The following is a 15217-nucleotide window of genomic DNA, read 5'->3' as shown; positions in this document are numbered from 1 at the left end:
GTAATCAGAATGGAAAGCCATTCTCTCGTCTATAAAGTGGCAACTGAAAAAGAAGAGATGGAGCAGATTAACCGGTTGAATTATCGTACATTCGTAGAAGAAATTCCTCAGCACACATCCAATGAGGAGAAGGCCCTCGTGGACCGTTTCCATGACGAGAATACATATATCATTGCCAAATGGGGCAGTGAGGTTGTGGGCATGATCGCCCTTAGGAGCAATCGCCCTTACTCCCTTGACGGCAAGATCGAGGATCTTGATCGATTCTTACCAAAGGGTTCAAGCACCTGTGAAATCCGCCTTCTATCGGTGAAAGAAGAATTCAGGAGTACAAGGGTCTTCTTTTCCCTTTGCGATCAGCTCGTAACTCATTGTCTCGACCATGGATATGATATGGCCCTCATTTCGGGTACCGTGAGACAGCTGAAACTCTATAAGAGAATGGGATTCATTCCCTTTGGTGAACGGGTTGGAAGTGGGGATGCCGTCTATCAGCCTATGTATCTTACTAAAGAAAGCTTTGAATCATCGACAAAAGCATTCATCCGGATGATGGAACGAAAGAACCGTGTGAGGGAGCTGTCATTTCTTCCTGGCCCTGTGCCCATGAGAAAGAAGGTTATGGATGCTTTCAAGGATGCGACGGTATCCCATCGTAATATAGAATTCATTGAGAACATGGACGAAGTCTGCTTGAAATTGAAGAAACTCGTAAATGCAAACCATGTACAGGTTGCGGTAGGTACGGGCACTCTGTCTAATGATATGGTAGCTGCCCAGCTTTCAACCCTTCCCGGACCAGGTTTGATTTTATCGAACGGTGAATTTGGATACCGTCTTCAGGATCATGCAGACCGCTTTGGTCTGGGGTACACCACCATTTCGAAAGAGTGGGGACAACCAATCTCGTCTGAAGAAGTGGAAGGGATTCTGAAGCAGAATAGTGAAATTAAATGGATATGGACGGTACACTGTGAAACATCGACAGGGTTTGTCTATGATGTGGAGAGTCTCTCTGACCTGTCGGTGGGTTATGGTGTACACCTGTGCATCGACGCGTGCAGTTCGGTCGGAATCATTCCCTCGGATTTCGGCCGTGCATACCTTGCCACCACTGTGAGCGGCAAGGGTATCGGGGCTTATCCAGGACTTGCGATCGTATTCCACCGAGACCCGATCGAACCCGACAAACGTCTCCCGCGTTATCTGGACATTGGCCAGTACGATAAGAATGCAAGCATCCCCTTTACTCACTCTTCCAACCTGGTGAACGCCCTGAATACGGCGCTGGATGGGGTGGATACAGCTTCCAGGCCAATAAGAATGGAACAGCTGAGGCGCCATTTGATCAGCGAAGGTTACCAAGTGATGGGTGAAGACACCTATTCACCGGGAATCGTTACGGTGGCATTACCAGCGGAAATCCCTTCAAGGGAATTTGGGGATAAATGCCGGAAGAGGGGGTTGATCCTGAGTTATGAAAGCGACTACCTCATGAAGCGGAATTGGATTCAGCTTGCCCTGATGGGAAGTTATCAGGAATCTGAAATCAACGAAGCTCTTGGTCGGATCAAGTCATGCATGGATACTTATCACAGGGAGTTTGTTTCCCATGGGTGATCGAAAGAGTACGATAAATGATTGGAAGTTTACCTTCATCCCGGTTCTCATCCCGGGATTCGCTTTATGGATCAAGACCGTCATCGTGCTTTTCGTCGGTTTTTCCCTGCACATCGACAATCTCCATGATGCACTGCTTGTGCTCATCAATCCGATCGCATCGATTCTCCTCCTCTTGGGAGTAAGCTTTTACTTCACTAAAAAAATCAGTCGCATCACCATCTTTATCGTCATGATCATTGCGAGTGGAATTCTGTATGGAGACCTTCTTTATTACCGATTTTACTCCGATTATGTGACGGTACCTATCCTGTTTCAGTTCAAGAACGTTGGAGGGATCGGACCCAGTACATTCGAATTGATCAGCGGCTGGGACATCCTCTTCTTCCTGGATCTGATTGTGGTCGGTGTTTATTTCTGGAAGACTCGGGCTATGAGGGTGGATGTTCAAAGGAAGCAAAAAGCAGGGTACATCCTTGGGAGTGTCCTCGTTTTACTTGTCACGATCGGAATCGGTCTGCTGAAGTCGCCCTATATGTTCGCTGAATCCTATGATAGGGAGCAGATGGTGAAGGCGATCGGCCCTTATAATTATCATCTTTATGACATTGGCATCGCAGCAGGCAAGCCGTTTTCAAGGACACTTGCCACTAAGGCAGATACAAAGGAAACCATTCGTTACATCGACTCCACCGACAAAGAAGAATCCGACTTGTTCGGAATTGCAAAAGGCAAAAATATTGTTCTGGTCAGTATGGAATCCACCCAGAATTTCGTGATCGGTCAAAAGGTTAATGGAAAAGAGATTACTCCCTTTCTCAATTCGTTGATCGAGGATAGCTTCTATTTCAGTCAAATCTATGATCAAACGGCCCAAGGAAAAACCTCTGATTCAGAATTCATGGTGGATAATGGATTATATCCCCTTGCCAGCGGGTCTACCTTCGTGCAACGACCTGAAAATACCTATAGGGCCCTATCGCACCTTTTGGATGAACAGGAGGATTACTACACGGCTGTTTTCCACGGGAACGATAAAACTTTCTGGAATCGGGACAAGATGTACGAAGCACTGGGTTATGACCGATTCTATTCCAAAGAGGAATATGAAGTAACGGATGATAATTCCGTGAATTACGGCATCAAAGATATTCCATTCTTTCAACAGTCCATGGATTATGTAGAAGATCTTCCTCAACCTTTTTACGCCAGGTTCCTCATGCTCACGAATCACTTTCCGTTTCTTCTTGATGAAGAGGATCAATTCATAGAAGAAGCAGATACGAGTGAAGGAGTAGTCAATCGCTATGTGACGACCGTAAGATATGAAGACGAAGCGATCAAGAATCTCATTGAGGATTTCAAGAAGAAGGGACTCTACGATGACACAGTCTTTGTTTTTTACGGTGATCATTATGGAATCTCCGAAAAGTATGAAACGGGTGCCTTCGAACTCCTTGGTATGGAGGACACCGTCATCAATCATATGAAGCTTCAACAGGTGCCTCTCATCATCCACGTTCCGGGTGAGGAAGGACGAACAATCGATACGCTTGGGGGAGAAATCGATATCAGACCGACGATTCTTCATTTAATGGGGATCGAATCACAGTCGAATCTGTCTTTCGGGCATAATCTCTTCACCAGGGTGGAAAATCACCCGGTGATCTTTAGGAATGGTGATTTTATCACTGAAAAATTCCTTTACAAAAACAACGTTTGCTACAATAGGAAATCTGAAGAAAGCGAAAACACGAGCAAATGTGATCCTTACAAAGAAATTGTAAGGAAGGAACTTGGGCTATCTGATGATATTATCTATGGTGATCTGCTGCGGTTCATAAAAGCGGAATAACGTATAAAGCTCTTTCCAATGTGGAGAGAGCTTTTACTATATTACTGGACTTTGTGCATATGATAGGGGAAGTGGCTCATTCGAAGCAAAACATCACAATCTTGTTTTCATGTTAGCGTGACTTTTACTCCTTATAGTTAAACGATTGCATACCCAAGTCGAATAGCATTGATTGGATTGGAGCGGTAGGGATCTGATTCCTGGGAAAATGAAGGCTTGACATGCTCTCCGCGGAAAGCAAAGCGCTGCTTTTACAGCGGGCACTGTATTTAGCCGTCGACTTTCCTATTACCAAGGTGAACATGCCCAAGAATAAGAAACGTTCACCTATCAAATACAGCCATTCTGTTAACGATCAGGGAGGTTAGGAAGAGATTTGTCGAAAAATGAAGGAATTTCCATGCGCCACAACGAATAGATTAATTAATAGAACCCGCATCGTACAGAGCGAGTCTTAAACTTTACCAGGAGGTCCTATGGAAAATTCAGTAGACTATTTGCCAATAAACCATAAAAAAATTCCAATGAAAGAAATCATCAAACGGGGGATCTTCATTACCCTTGGTGCCATTATCATGGCTGTAGGGCTGGAAATCTTCCTCGTTCCAAACCAGGTCGTAGACGGAGGGATCGTCGGCATATCCATTATGCTTGCCCATATTACAGGCTTCAAGTTGGGGCTATTTATCTTCATCCTGAACATCCCCTTTTTCTTCGTTGGATACAAACAAATCGGTAAAACGTTTGCGCTCTCCACCTTATACGGCATTGCCGTGTTATCAGCATTTACCACCTTCCTTCATCCTGTACCCGCCCTGACAAGCGATGTAATGCTCGCTACTTTATTCGGGGGAGTCGTTCTTGGAATCGGTGTTGGGATGGTCATCCGCTATGGAGGATCCCTTGATGGTACCGAAATCCTCGCCATCCTCTTTACAAAACGTCTACCGTTTTCAGTCGGTGAAATTATCATGTTCATCAATCTCTTTATATTGGCCAGTGCCGGCTTTGTGTTCAGTTGGGACCGGGCCATGTATTCGCTTCTTGCGTATTTTGTAGCCTTCAAGATGATTGACATCACCATCAAAGGGCTCGATGAGTCCAAATCCGTCTGGATCATAAGCGATAATTATCAAAAAATCGGTGATGCCCTCCTTTCAAGACTCGGCAGGGGAGTCACCTATCTATCCGGGGAAGGTGCCTTTTCAGGAGACGATAAAAAAGTGATCTTCTGCGTCATCACAAGACTTGAAGAGGCAAAACTGAAAGATATCGTTTCGGAACACGATCCCACCGCGTTCCTTGCCATCGCTGATATCGCAGAAGTAAAGGGTGGAAGATTCAAAAAGAAGGCGATTCATTAATTCACAACTTCGACCAAAATTCTTATTGCCCAGTGCCCCTCTTAAATCGTAAACTATATAAGTCTTACTTATTATGTAGTAATAGAGGAGAACTGACATATGGAATGGTTGACACTGTTGAAAGCTCTAATTCTTGGAATGGTCGAGGGATTGACCGAATTTGCCCCCGTTTCTTCCACTGGACACCTGATCGTAGTGGATGACCTGATGATCAAATCACAGGAGATACTGGGCAAATATCCGGCTAATACATTTAAAGTCGTAGTCCAGTTAGGATCCATCCTTGCCGTTGTGATTGTATTCAGAGATCGATTCATCGAGATGCTCGGTTTAAGAAGAAAAAAAGAAAAAACACATACATTAAAGCTCAGTCACATCATCGTTGGCCTTTTGCCAGCCATGGTCCTCGGTCTATTATTCGACGACTTTATCGATGAACATTTATTTTCCCTTAAAACGGTTCTCATCGGCCTTGCAGCGGGATCAATCCTGATGATAGCCGCCGATATGTTTCGCCCGAAGGTTCCCGTTATCGAGACCGTCGACCAGCTGACCTATAAAAAAGCAATCTTGGTCGGCCTAATGCAGTGCATCGCCCTTTGGCCTGGATTCTCACGATCGGGTTCAACGATCTCTGCCGGAGTCCTCTTCGGTCTCAGCTACAGGGCAGCTTCTGACTTCACGTTCATCATGGCCGTACCAATCATGGCAGGAGCGAGCGGGATTTCCTTATTGAAGAACTGGATGTATATGACGCCGGAATTTGCCCCTTTCCTCATCACCGGATTCATTAGTGCATTCATCTTTGCCTACTTATCGATCAGATTCTTCTTAACGGTCATCAGCCGTATCAAGCTTATTCCTTTCGCCATCTATAGGTTGGTCCTGGTGGCGGTCATTGTGATTTTTTTCATGTAAATACTTAACAAAAAACTGCCTAGGCAGTTTTTTTTATAAAGAGGGGAATACAGTAATCCTCTTTACAGTTGGATTATTTTACCTTAAACTAGTTTGATAGATATGAGGGGGTACGAATGATGTTTACATTTCAACGGTTGACTCAGAAAGAGGCTGAGGAAATTGCTTATTCATGGAAGTACGAAGGTATGTATTCATTCTATGATATGACAGAAGATGAAGAAGACCTGCTCGAATTCACAGATGCTCACACCAGGGGAGAGCACGTTTTTTCCTCGCATGTAAATGGGGAGCTGATTGGATTTCTTAGCTTGGATGTTCTGGATTGGATGATCGATATCGGTCTTGGACTTAAACCGGATTGGACAGGAAAAGGGAAAGGACGTGGATTTTTACAGTCCGCCATTTCGTTTATCCAGTCTCACTACACGTTTGATGCGTTGACCCTCTCGGTAGCGTCATTCAATCAAAGGGCCATATCCCTTTATTCTCATGTTGGCTTTGTACTGAATGGAAGCTTTGTTCAGAGAACAAACGGGGGAGAGTACGAGTTTATCAACATGATTCTGCCACCCCATAACGGAGTTATAGTAACCAGGGACTTTGACCAATCAAGATTGATGGAAATTCAAGAAGTATATCATTCCGTCGGGTGGAATAAGCATTCTTTGGACGTAATACTTGAGATCTATCGAAAGAGTAATGTTTTCAGTATGGTGTATGTGGACGGACGGGTAAGGGGCATGGGAAGAGCGTTATCAGACGGGGTTTTCAACGCAGCCATTTATGATGTGGTGACCCACGTGGATGCTCAACAACAGGGATTGGGAGCACGCATAATGGACGATTTGCTTGACCAACTTGCGCCCGTTTCGTGTGTTCATCTGATTGCGACGACAGGAAATGAAGGATTTTATTTAAAGCAAGGACTGTCCCCACTGAAAACAGGTATGGCCAGGTATAGAAATGAGAAACTTGAAAAGGAGTACCTCATAAAAGAAAAATAAGCACCGGAGGATACAGTGCTTATCAGATGATTTGATCCTTTTTGGAGGACGGGCTGTTCAATTCCATTTTTTGAAGCTCAAGCTTCATTTTCTCCGTTTCAAGAACAAAGTTTTCATGTTTCATTTGTTCGAGCTTGAGCTGATCTTCAAGCATTTTTTGTTTATACTTTGTTTGTTTTGTAAAATGATCTGAGATGATTGCAATGATCGGAATGGCAAATACCATGATTACTGCGATTGTGCCGGTCATATCCATTTCTCCTTTCGACTTTTTCATCCGTTATCAAGAGTATACCAGACTACTCCGTATAGTAGACAGTGGTTTCATGTATTTCTACGAATCAGAAGCATTCTTGGTTTCATAATTTATAAGGCACCCTGAACTTTTCCTGCTGATTTCATGATATGCTAGTACTAAAAATTAGAGAATAGTGAGGACATGTATGCGATTGAAAAAAATGATACCCAATATGTTCACACTTGGGAATCTGTACTGTGGTTTTTTATCAATAGGTTTTGCTGCCAGCGGTCAGTTTAAAAATGCCGCCGTGTTGATCATCATCGGCATGATGCTCGACAGTATGGACGGGAGACTTGCCAGGATGCTGAACGCCGACAGTGAGCTAGGAAAAGAATTGGACTCATTGGCGGATATCGTGACGTTCGGTGTGGCTCCTTCTTTCCTTGTATATTATACTTCTTTTTACCATTATGGCTTGCTCGGTTTCATTGTTGCCGGATTGTTCCCCTTGTTTGGTGGATATCGCCTTGCCAGGTTCAATACCAGTCCAAAAAAAGCATCTCTCCATTACTTTGTCGGTGTTCCGATCACCGCTGCCGGTGGAATCATGGCCATATTGACATTGTTCGGATCGATGATACCGAATATCGTCATTACCGTGATTTTCACGGCCATGTGTTTCTTGATGGTGAGCAGGATCCGTATCCCGAGTTTAAAAGAGGTTCCTCTACCCAAGTACGGGACGATTGTAACCATCTTTATAGGTGCCATGCTATATGTCATCTATAAGGGTACGTATGAGCAATTCCCTTACCTTATCTATATCGCGACCCCACTCTATATCGCCTATCTGGCGTATAAATTTGTGAAAAGATAAAGCAGAAAGAGCATGATCCCCCGATCATGCTCTTTCTGCTATAAAAATAGTGAACCGGCAACAATTCCGGTCACAACGATGACCCATGGAGGAAGCTTCCAAAACATCAGCATGCTGAAGAGAATGGCAGCCATGCCGAAATGAAGGGGAGACGTTATGGAACTCGTCCAAATGGGGTCATAGAATGCAGAGATCAATATCCCGACTACACCAGCATTTACTCCCATTAACACTCCGTTCATCCCGGGATTTCTCCTCAGGCCATTCCAGAAGGGAAGGGCTCCGAAGATGAGAAGGAAAGCAGGTAGGAAAATGGCGAGTGTCGCCAATAAAGCATATTCCCATCCGCCAATCGCTCCTCCAAGGAACGCAGCAAATGTAAAGAGAGGACCTGGGACTGCCTGGGCAGCACCATACCCCGCTAAAAATTCCTGACCGGATATGAAACCGGATGGAACCAATTCTTTTTCCAGTAGAGGAAGTACAACATGCCCTCCGCCGAATACCAATGCTCCTGCTCGGTAGAAGCTATCGAATAACGTCACCGCCATGGTTGAGGTGGCTTCCTTTAGTAGTGGGAGTCCACCCAGTAATCCGAAGAAGAGAACGAGGCATACGGTCCCGAATGTTTTACTGATGGGAAACTGGGAGTGTGTGTGCTGTTCAGTCTGCTCGTTCTGTTTCCTGTAAAGTAGGAAGCCGCATACTCCAGCAAGGATGATTACAGTAACTTGAGAAAAGGCCGATCCCCATAATAAAGTGAAAAGAATAGCCAAAAGGGCAATCCCTTTCCTGGTCAAGTCAGGGGTAAGTTTAGAAGCCATTCCGGTTATGGCATGAGCAACCACTGCCACAGCAACGATCTTAAGACCTTTTAGCCACCCCGCATCACTTACGCCCGTGTTTCCAAGGAAGATAGCAAATAGCGTTAAAACGATTACAGAAGGAAGTGTGAATCCGATGAAGGAGACGATCCCCCCGAATTTCCCACCTTTAAGAATCCCGATTCCGATCCCAACCTGGCTGCTGGCGGGGCCGGGGAGGAACTGACAAAGGGCAACCAGTTCCGAATACGTTTTTTCATCTATCCACTTCTTTTTTCTCACATACTCTTCGTGGAAATAACCTAGATGGGCGATCGGACCGCCAAAAGAAGTCAAACCAAGTCTGGTAGAGATCAGTAATAGTTCAAGCCAAGTCACGATTTTAGATTTCATTTTCTTTATCACCTCTTTAATCCTTTATTTCTTTAAAGAGTTCATAAGCTTTATTTCTGGCTTCATCCAGGACAATCATTCCTTTAGGGGTGATGCTGTAATACTTTCTGATTTTACCTTCAACCTTTATGTCCTCACGCTCCAATAGCCCATCTTTTTCCATGGAATGGAAGATTGGGTATAACGTTCCCGAGCTCATTTGATAGCCATGCTCCTGAAGTTCATGAAGCATCCACGTTACATATAGGGGATCTTCCTTGGCATGGTGAAGAATGTGAATGTGAATGAATCCGAGGAAGAGCTTCCTAAGTACTCTATCTTCCATGCTATTGACCTCCTTGTTGATATTGAAATCGAAAATCGATATCGGATTTCGTAATTATAATATCAGGAATAGTTGATCGGTTTCTATACATTTCTGGAATTTTACACAATCTTAACAATTCATATTTTGACATATCGATAAAAATCATATTCTACCATGGCAGATATCCAAGCTATTTTTTTTGGTTTGAATATGATAATGAAACTGTTTAGTGGGGTATTGTTTATGAAAATTAATGGTGATTTTAAAAACAACCGTCCTATGGATGTGAATGAAAGTTTTGATTATGTAAAATCGATAAATTTGGATCCGTATCATGTTCCAGCTGGCTGCCCTTCTATTTTTCCAAAAGGTTCATCTCCATCTCCTTCAGGACCCCAGGGGCCACAAGGTGCACAAGGGCCACAGGGACCACAAGGTAGTCGAGGGGAAACAGGAGCTCAAGGACCCCGAGGAGAACAGGGTTTAACAGGAGCTCAAGGTTCGCAAGGTATTACTGGAGCGCAGGGTCCACAAGGGGATCAAGGCGCAACGGGGGATCAAGGGCCACAAGGAACCCAAGGTGTAACTGGAGCTCAAGGTCCACAAGGGGATCAAGGCGCAACGGGGGCTCAAGGGCCACAAGGAACCCAAGGTGTAACCGGAGCCCAGGGACTACAAGGCGCTACCGGAGCTCAAGGACCACAAGGAGACCAAGGTGTTACGGGGGCACAAGGACCTCCAGGGACGCAAGGTGTAACGGGAGCTCTAGGTCCACAAGGGGATCAAGGCGCAACGGGGGCTCTAGGTCCACAAGGGGATCAAGGCGCAACGGGGGCTCAAGGACCTCAAGGAACACAAGGAGTAACCGGAGCCCAGGGACTACAAGGAACCCAAGGTGTAATTGGAGCTCAAGGGCCGCAAGGAGATCAGGGTCCAACAGGAGCTCAAGGTCCACAAGGAACGCAAGGAATAACCGGAGATCAAGGACCTCAAGGGGAGCAAGGTGTTACGGGAGCACAGGGACCACAAGGAGCCCAAGGTGCAACTGGAGATCAAGGTCCACAAGGAACTCAAGGAGTAACCGGGGCTCAGGGACCACAAGGAACGCAAGGTGTCACTGGAGCTCAGGGACCACAAGGGGACCAAGGTGCAACAGGGGCTCAAGGTTCACAAGGAACGCAGGGTGTAACCGGAGCTCAAGGACCACAAGGGGACCAAGGTGCAACCGGAGCTCAAGGACCTCAAGGAGCCCAAGGCCCTCAAGGAGATCAAGGTACAACAGGGGCTCAAGGACCACAAGGGGTCCAAGGTTCAACAGGAGCTCAAGGACCACAAGGAACTCAAGGTGCAACCGGAGCTCAAGGACCACAAGGAACTCAAGGTGCAACCGGAGCTCAAGGACCACAAGGAGATCAAGGTGTTACTGGAGCTCAAGGACCGCAAGGAGATCAAGGCGCAACGGGGGCACAAGGCCCACAAGGAACTCAAGGAGTAGCCGGGGCTCAGGGACCACAAGGAACGCAAGGTGTCACTGGAGCTCAGGGACCACAAGGGGACCAAGGTGTAACGGGAGCTCAAGGTCCTCAAGGGGACCAAGGTGTAACGGGAGCTCAGGGACCACAAGGGGACCAAGGTGTAACGGGAGCTCAAGGACCACAAGGGGACCAAGGTGTAACGGGAGCCCAGGGACCACAAGGGGACCAGGGTGCAACCGGAGCTCAAGGACCACAAGGGGACCAAGGTGCAACCGGAGCTCAAGGACCACAAGGAACGCAAGGTGTAACGGGAGCCCAAGGTCCACAAGGAGACCAGGGTGCAACCGGAGCTCAAGGACCACAAGGGGACCAAGGTGTAACGGGAGCCCAAGGTCCACAAGGAGACCAGGGTGCAACCGGGGCTCAAGGACCACAAGGAACGCAAGGTGTAACGGGAGCCCAAGGTCCACAAGGAGATCAAGGTGCAACTGGAGCTCAAGGTCCTCAAGGGGACCAAGGTGTAACGGGAGCTCAAGGCCCACAAGGAACTCAAGGGGATCAAGGTGCAACAGGGGCTCAAGGACCTCAAGGCACAACGGGGACGCAAGGAGCTACCGGAGCACAGGGTCCACAAGGAACGCAAGGTGCAACAGGAGCTCAAGGAACACAAGGAGTAACTGGAGCCCAAGGACCACAAGGTGTGCAGGGCGCACAGGGTCCGGCTTTCGCAGCTGAAGGTTTTTCAGGTAGAGCGGATGGCATTACTACAGCTGCTTCCCAACAGATTGCTAACTTCTCGGTAGCGGCACCGTATTATAGTAACGCGAACTTTAACGCCACGACAGGGACCTATACAGTACCTGCAACTGGAAGATACTCAATAAAGGCAACCATCAATTATACGACGACAGCTGCCATTTCGGTAACTCTGGGTGGGGGGATTAACCCATCATTCGTGGTAAGAAGGATTGCAGATAGTACGACACTCGTATCAGGTTTGTTCCCCGTGCTCAACGTTAACATTGCTTTGGTATTGACCCTCAGGACCATATTGGGAAATGGGACTGTTACGCTTGCAGGAGACGTTCAGCTGAATGCCAACGATACAATTGGATTGTTTTATGTATCCGACGGTCTAACAGTCAACCTGAATCTTGGGGCTGGCCAAGGAATTGTCTGGTCGGTATATCGAATCGCATAACGTAGAAAGGGTACGAATAAAGCCCCTACCTGTAGGTAGGGGCTTTATTAGGTCCATGGGATGAAATGTTCAAGAATGGATAGTTCTTTCTTCTCTTTTCTATATTTCTTCAACATATTGGCAAAAAAAAGACGATAATAGTAAGTAGACAGAATAGTTAGAATAAGGAGTGAGGAAGTTGAAAAGAAAGATCAGTTATTCCTGTTTACTTCTCATGTTCCTGTTTCCTTCTTGGTCGTTAGCGGGGGATTTTGGTAAAGATGATCCTTCGGGGAATCCCGGTGAGTGGTATGTCGGAACGAATCCAGCTGCACCAAAGCAGCCGATATTGTTTGTGCATGGGTTGAATAGCTCTTCAAATACATGGTGGAATGAGAATGATATGTACGATGTTGCTTATCGCAGTGGTTATAAGACCGCATTCATCGATTTATATCCACAAAAAGATATGTGGGCCAATGGTGCAATGTTAGCCGCGAAACTAGAAGAGATTTATGATTATTTTGGCGAAAAAGTGGTGGTTGTGGCTCATAGTAAAGGAGGAATAGATACTCAATCAGCTCTTGTCCATTTTGGGGCTGATCGCTACGTCTCCAAAGTGATCACACTATCGAGTCCTCATCATGGGTCACAGCTTGCTGATTTGGCTTATAGCAATTGGGCAGGCTGGCTGGCAGCCATCATCGGAAGCAAGAATGAGGCGACCGCATCTTTACAGACCGGATCTATGAGTCAGTTCAGGACACAAACTGACGGACGTAGTGGGAAGGTACCTTTTTACACGATGGGTGGAACTTCCTGGGGAGGATTCGGGGGATCATTGTATTGGGGAGGCTTATACTTATCTGGATATGGGAGTAATGATGGGGCTGTGACCATAGCAAGTTCAAGATTGCCGAATGCACAGGAGGTGGCCATAGGGAAGTGGGATCATAAAACAGTCAAAGAGGGATCTTCGACATTCTCTATTTTTCAGTCATTATTATCATCATCCTCCACTCATGATGCAATATCCAGGAAGGAATCTGCTCTCAAGACCAATACTTCATCCTTCATCCGCGGAGGTGAGTATAAAGAGCATGCGGATGAAACTTTCTGGGTAGAGGTTGGGGCAGAACGGATTATGATTGACTGGTTGGCTTCGAACTCGATGGAAGATGTCTACCTTACAAGCCCGGATGGCAAGGTAACGGCATTGAAACCATCTAAAAAGGATCAGGAAAGTTACTTCGACGGTGCGTTTCATCATGTGGGCACGGTTGAAAACCCTATTGAAGGCGAGTGGAAGGTGTCATCTTTGTCAAAAGAACCTGGGGCGTATTTACTGAATGTTGGTTTCACAAGTCCATTGAATGATGACTTGGTGGTAACGACGACCGAGAAGGGAGTCAGCGTTCAATCAAGTATCGTCAGTGGAATCACCGAGCACACAAAGTTTGAGTTCTACCCCAAGGGGAAACCTTTGTCCCAGTCTGTCAAAGGGAGTGATGCAGTGTTCAATGGAGGAGAAGGAACCTACAACCTGACAACGGATATTGAGTCTGATTTTAAAGGGAAACCGTTTAATAGAACCATCATTCAGAGTGTTTACCTGAACCAAAACGGCCAGATCGTAAAACAGTAGTGAACAAAATGAAAGAGCCCACCGTGAACGGTGGGCTCTTGTTTATCTATTAGTATCTTACAGCTTTGTTTGAATTGATTTTACCATACTTGAAGTTGGTTCCAGTGCCAGAGATCTTATCGGCGGTTTGTTCAATGGCCTGGCGGATTTGTACGTTATTCTTTCCTTGGCTTGCCAACAAAGCAGCCAAACCGGCTACATGAGGGGATGCCATGGACGTACCAGACATGTAGGAGTAGCCATTATTCGGAACGGTTGATGCTATGTTCACACCTGGAGCAGTGACATCCACCCACGTTCCGTAATTGGAGAATGATGCTTTTCGATCATTGGAGTCAATGGCACCTACTGCAATAGCATTAGGGTAAGAAGCTGGTTGGAATGTACGGGATACATTGTCATTTCCTGCAGCTGCAACGACTACAGCTCCTTTGTTCCAGGCATAGTCGACCGCACTCTTAAGAGTTGTGGAGTTACATTCGCAACCAAGGGAGAGGTTGAGTACCTTTGCCCCTTGATCGGCAGCATAGCGGATACCTGAGGCAATGCTGTCAAGTGAGCCGCTACCATTGGCATCAAGGACCCGTACGGCAAGGATCTTAGTATCTGGCGCCATACCGGCTACGCCAATTCCATTGTTCGTATCAGCAGCAACAGTACCGGCAACATGGGTACCATGTCCGTTAAGATCCATTGGGTTATTGTCCCTGTCGATAAAGTCGTACCCCTTTATTACTTTTCTTGCAAGATCAGGGTGGTTATAATCCACTCCGGAATCAAGGACCGCCACCGTTTGAGTGCTGCTTCCACGGGTTACATCCCAGGCAGCAGGGGTTGAGGTGTTTTGTGGTCCATACTGGTAAGCAGAATAGTAAGGGTCATTCGGTGACCAAGTCGCTTGGAAGGTATAGTTTGGTTCAGCATATTCTACATTCGGATTGTTTTCCAGTGCTTTAACGGCTTGATCGACGTCCGCTACTTCCAATACCTGAAATGGATCTTTTGCTGATGCTTTATGTTCATTTGCCTCCGCTTTGTTCAGAGCAGAACCTTGTGCCTTTTTGGATACACCATCTTTGAATTTGACGATGACTTCACCGGATTCGAAAGCACCTTTATCCACTGTTTTGTTGATAGGTTGGAACGGTTTCGGTGCTTCCTTGGCCAGAGAACTACCTCCGAAGGCAGGGAATAAAGCAAGGGAAGTTGCTAAGGATAGAGCGGCTATTTTTTTGAACTTCATAAAAGCATTCCTCCATTTTCTATTTTTTACGACAAATTAGCAGGTCGATCCTCCCTTCAGAATTCAAGATGAACAAAGGTCATTGTGATGAATGATAGATATGTAGGGGACCCTTATTACCTAGGATTCTAGCAGGTTGTGACAAAATATTGAATAGTTTTAATTTTCTATCAAAAAATGAATTCACTCTCAGTTTTTGATAGATTTCGCATAATGAACGTTTGGCATGAAAAGTTTCATGGTTGTATGGGGTTGAGCAACTTTAAGG

At 46.0% G+C, this 15217-nt stretch carries 12 protein-coding genes and 1 pseudogene; 9 read left to right on the top strand and 4 right to left on the bottom strand.

Annotated elements, in window-relative coordinates:
- The first annotated feature begins 9 nt into the window (after positions 1-9).
- The 5 genes from AF331_RS05675 (at position 10) to AF331_RS22870 (ending at position 6764) form a co-directional block, all read left to right on the top strand.
- Entirely contained in the window at positions 10-1620 is a 1611-nt protein-coding gene (locus AF331_RS05675; protein ID WP_053427159.1) for a GNAT family N-acetyltransferase, read from the top strand.
- A complete protein-coding gene (locus AF331_RS05670; RefSeq protein WP_082346765.1) occupies positions 1613-3475 on the top strand; it encodes an LTA synthase family protein in 1863 nt (620 codons plus the stop codon). The genes AF331_RS05675 and AF331_RS05670 overlap by 8 nt, the downstream gene beginning before the upstream one ends.
- Before the next feature lie 524 nt (positions 3476-3999).
- Entirely contained in the window at positions 4000-4839 is an 840-nt protein-coding gene (locus AF331_RS05665; RefSeq protein ID WP_373921207.1) for a YitT family protein, read from the top strand.
- Positions 4840-4938: 99 nt separating this feature from the next.
- Positions 4939-5757 (top strand): undecaprenyl-diphosphate phosphatase, encoded by an 819-nt coding sequence (locus tag AF331_RS05660; RefSeq protein WP_053427157.1) that lies wholly within the window; start codon positions 4939-4941, stop codon positions 5755-5757.
- Positions 5758-5894: 137 nt separating this feature from the next.
- Complete coding sequence (locus AF331_RS22870) at positions 5895-6764, top strand: GNAT family N-acetyltransferase (protein WP_235576322.1); 870 nt, start codon at positions 5895-5897, stop codon at positions 6762-6764.
- A 22-nt stretch (positions 6765-6786) separates the two neighbouring features.
- Here the strand turns inward: AF331_RS22870 and AF331_RS05645 are convergent, their stop codons facing one another.
- Positions 6787-7014 carry a hypothetical protein gene (locus AF331_RS05645; protein ID WP_053427156.1) on the bottom strand — a complete coding sequence of 76 codons (228 nt, stop codon included), beginning with the start codon at positions 7012-7014 and terminating at the stop codon, positions 6787-6789.
- 193 nt (positions 7015-7207) lie between these two features.
- On the opposite strand from AF331_RS05645, the gene pssA reads away from it, so the two are divergent.
- Positions 7208-7882: a CDP-diacylglycerol--serine O-phosphatidyltransferase gene (gene pssA / locus AF331_RS05640; protein ID WP_053427155.1), complete on the top strand. Its 675-nt coding sequence runs from the start codon at positions 7208-7210 to the stop codon at positions 7880-7882.
- A gap of 38 nt (positions 7883-7920) precedes the next feature.
- On the opposite strand, the gene chrA is transcribed toward pssA, so the two are convergent.
- Complete coding sequence (chrA, locus tag AF331_RS05635; RefSeq protein WP_053427154.1) at positions 7921-9099, bottom strand: chromate efflux transporter; 1179 nt, start codon at positions 9097-9099, stop codon at positions 7921-7923.
- Positions 9100-9115: 16 nt separating this feature from the next.
- Positions 9116-9424, bottom strand: coding sequence for a PadR family transcriptional regulator (locus AF331_RS05630; protein ID WP_053427153.1), 309 nt, complete (start codon positions 9422-9424; stop codon positions 9116-9118).
- 369 nt (positions 9425-9793) lie between these two features.
- Here AF331_RS05630 and AF331_RS21785 point away from each other — a divergent pair.
- The 3 genes and pseudogenes from AF331_RS21785 to AF331_RS05620 form a co-directional block, all read left to right on the top strand.
- Positions 9794-11569 (top strand): annotated as a pseudogene (locus tag AF331_RS21785) (hypothetical protein); the annotation flags it as partial.
- 267 nt (positions 11570-11836) lie between these two features.
- Positions 11837-12082: a hypothetical protein gene (locus tag AF331_RS23235; protein WP_235576360.1), complete on the top strand. Its 246-nt coding sequence runs from the start codon at positions 11837-11839 to the stop codon at positions 12080-12082.
- A gap of 178 nt (positions 12083-12260) precedes the next feature.
- A complete protein-coding gene (locus AF331_RS05620; RefSeq protein WP_053427152.1) occupies positions 12261-13706 on the top strand; it encodes a lipase family alpha/beta hydrolase in 1446 nt (481 codons plus the stop codon).
- Positions 13707-13755: 49 nt separating this feature from the next.
- On the opposite strand, the gene AF331_RS05615 is transcribed toward AF331_RS05620, so the two are convergent.
- Positions 13756-14949, bottom strand: a complete 1194-nt coding sequence (locus AF331_RS05615; RefSeq protein WP_053427151.1) for a S8 family peptidase — start codon at positions 14947-14949, stop codon at positions 13756-13758.
- Between the last annotated feature and the right edge of the window lie 268 nt (positions 14950-15217).

It is taken from the genome of Rossellomorea marisflavi (genome assembly GCF_001274775.1).
GTDB lineage: Bacteria > Bacillota > Bacilli > Bacillales > Bacillaceae_B > Rossellomorea > Rossellomorea marisflavi.
The sequence above is the reverse complement of the archived record's forward strand: the minus strand, read 5'-3'. Positions and strand labels throughout refer to the sequence as shown.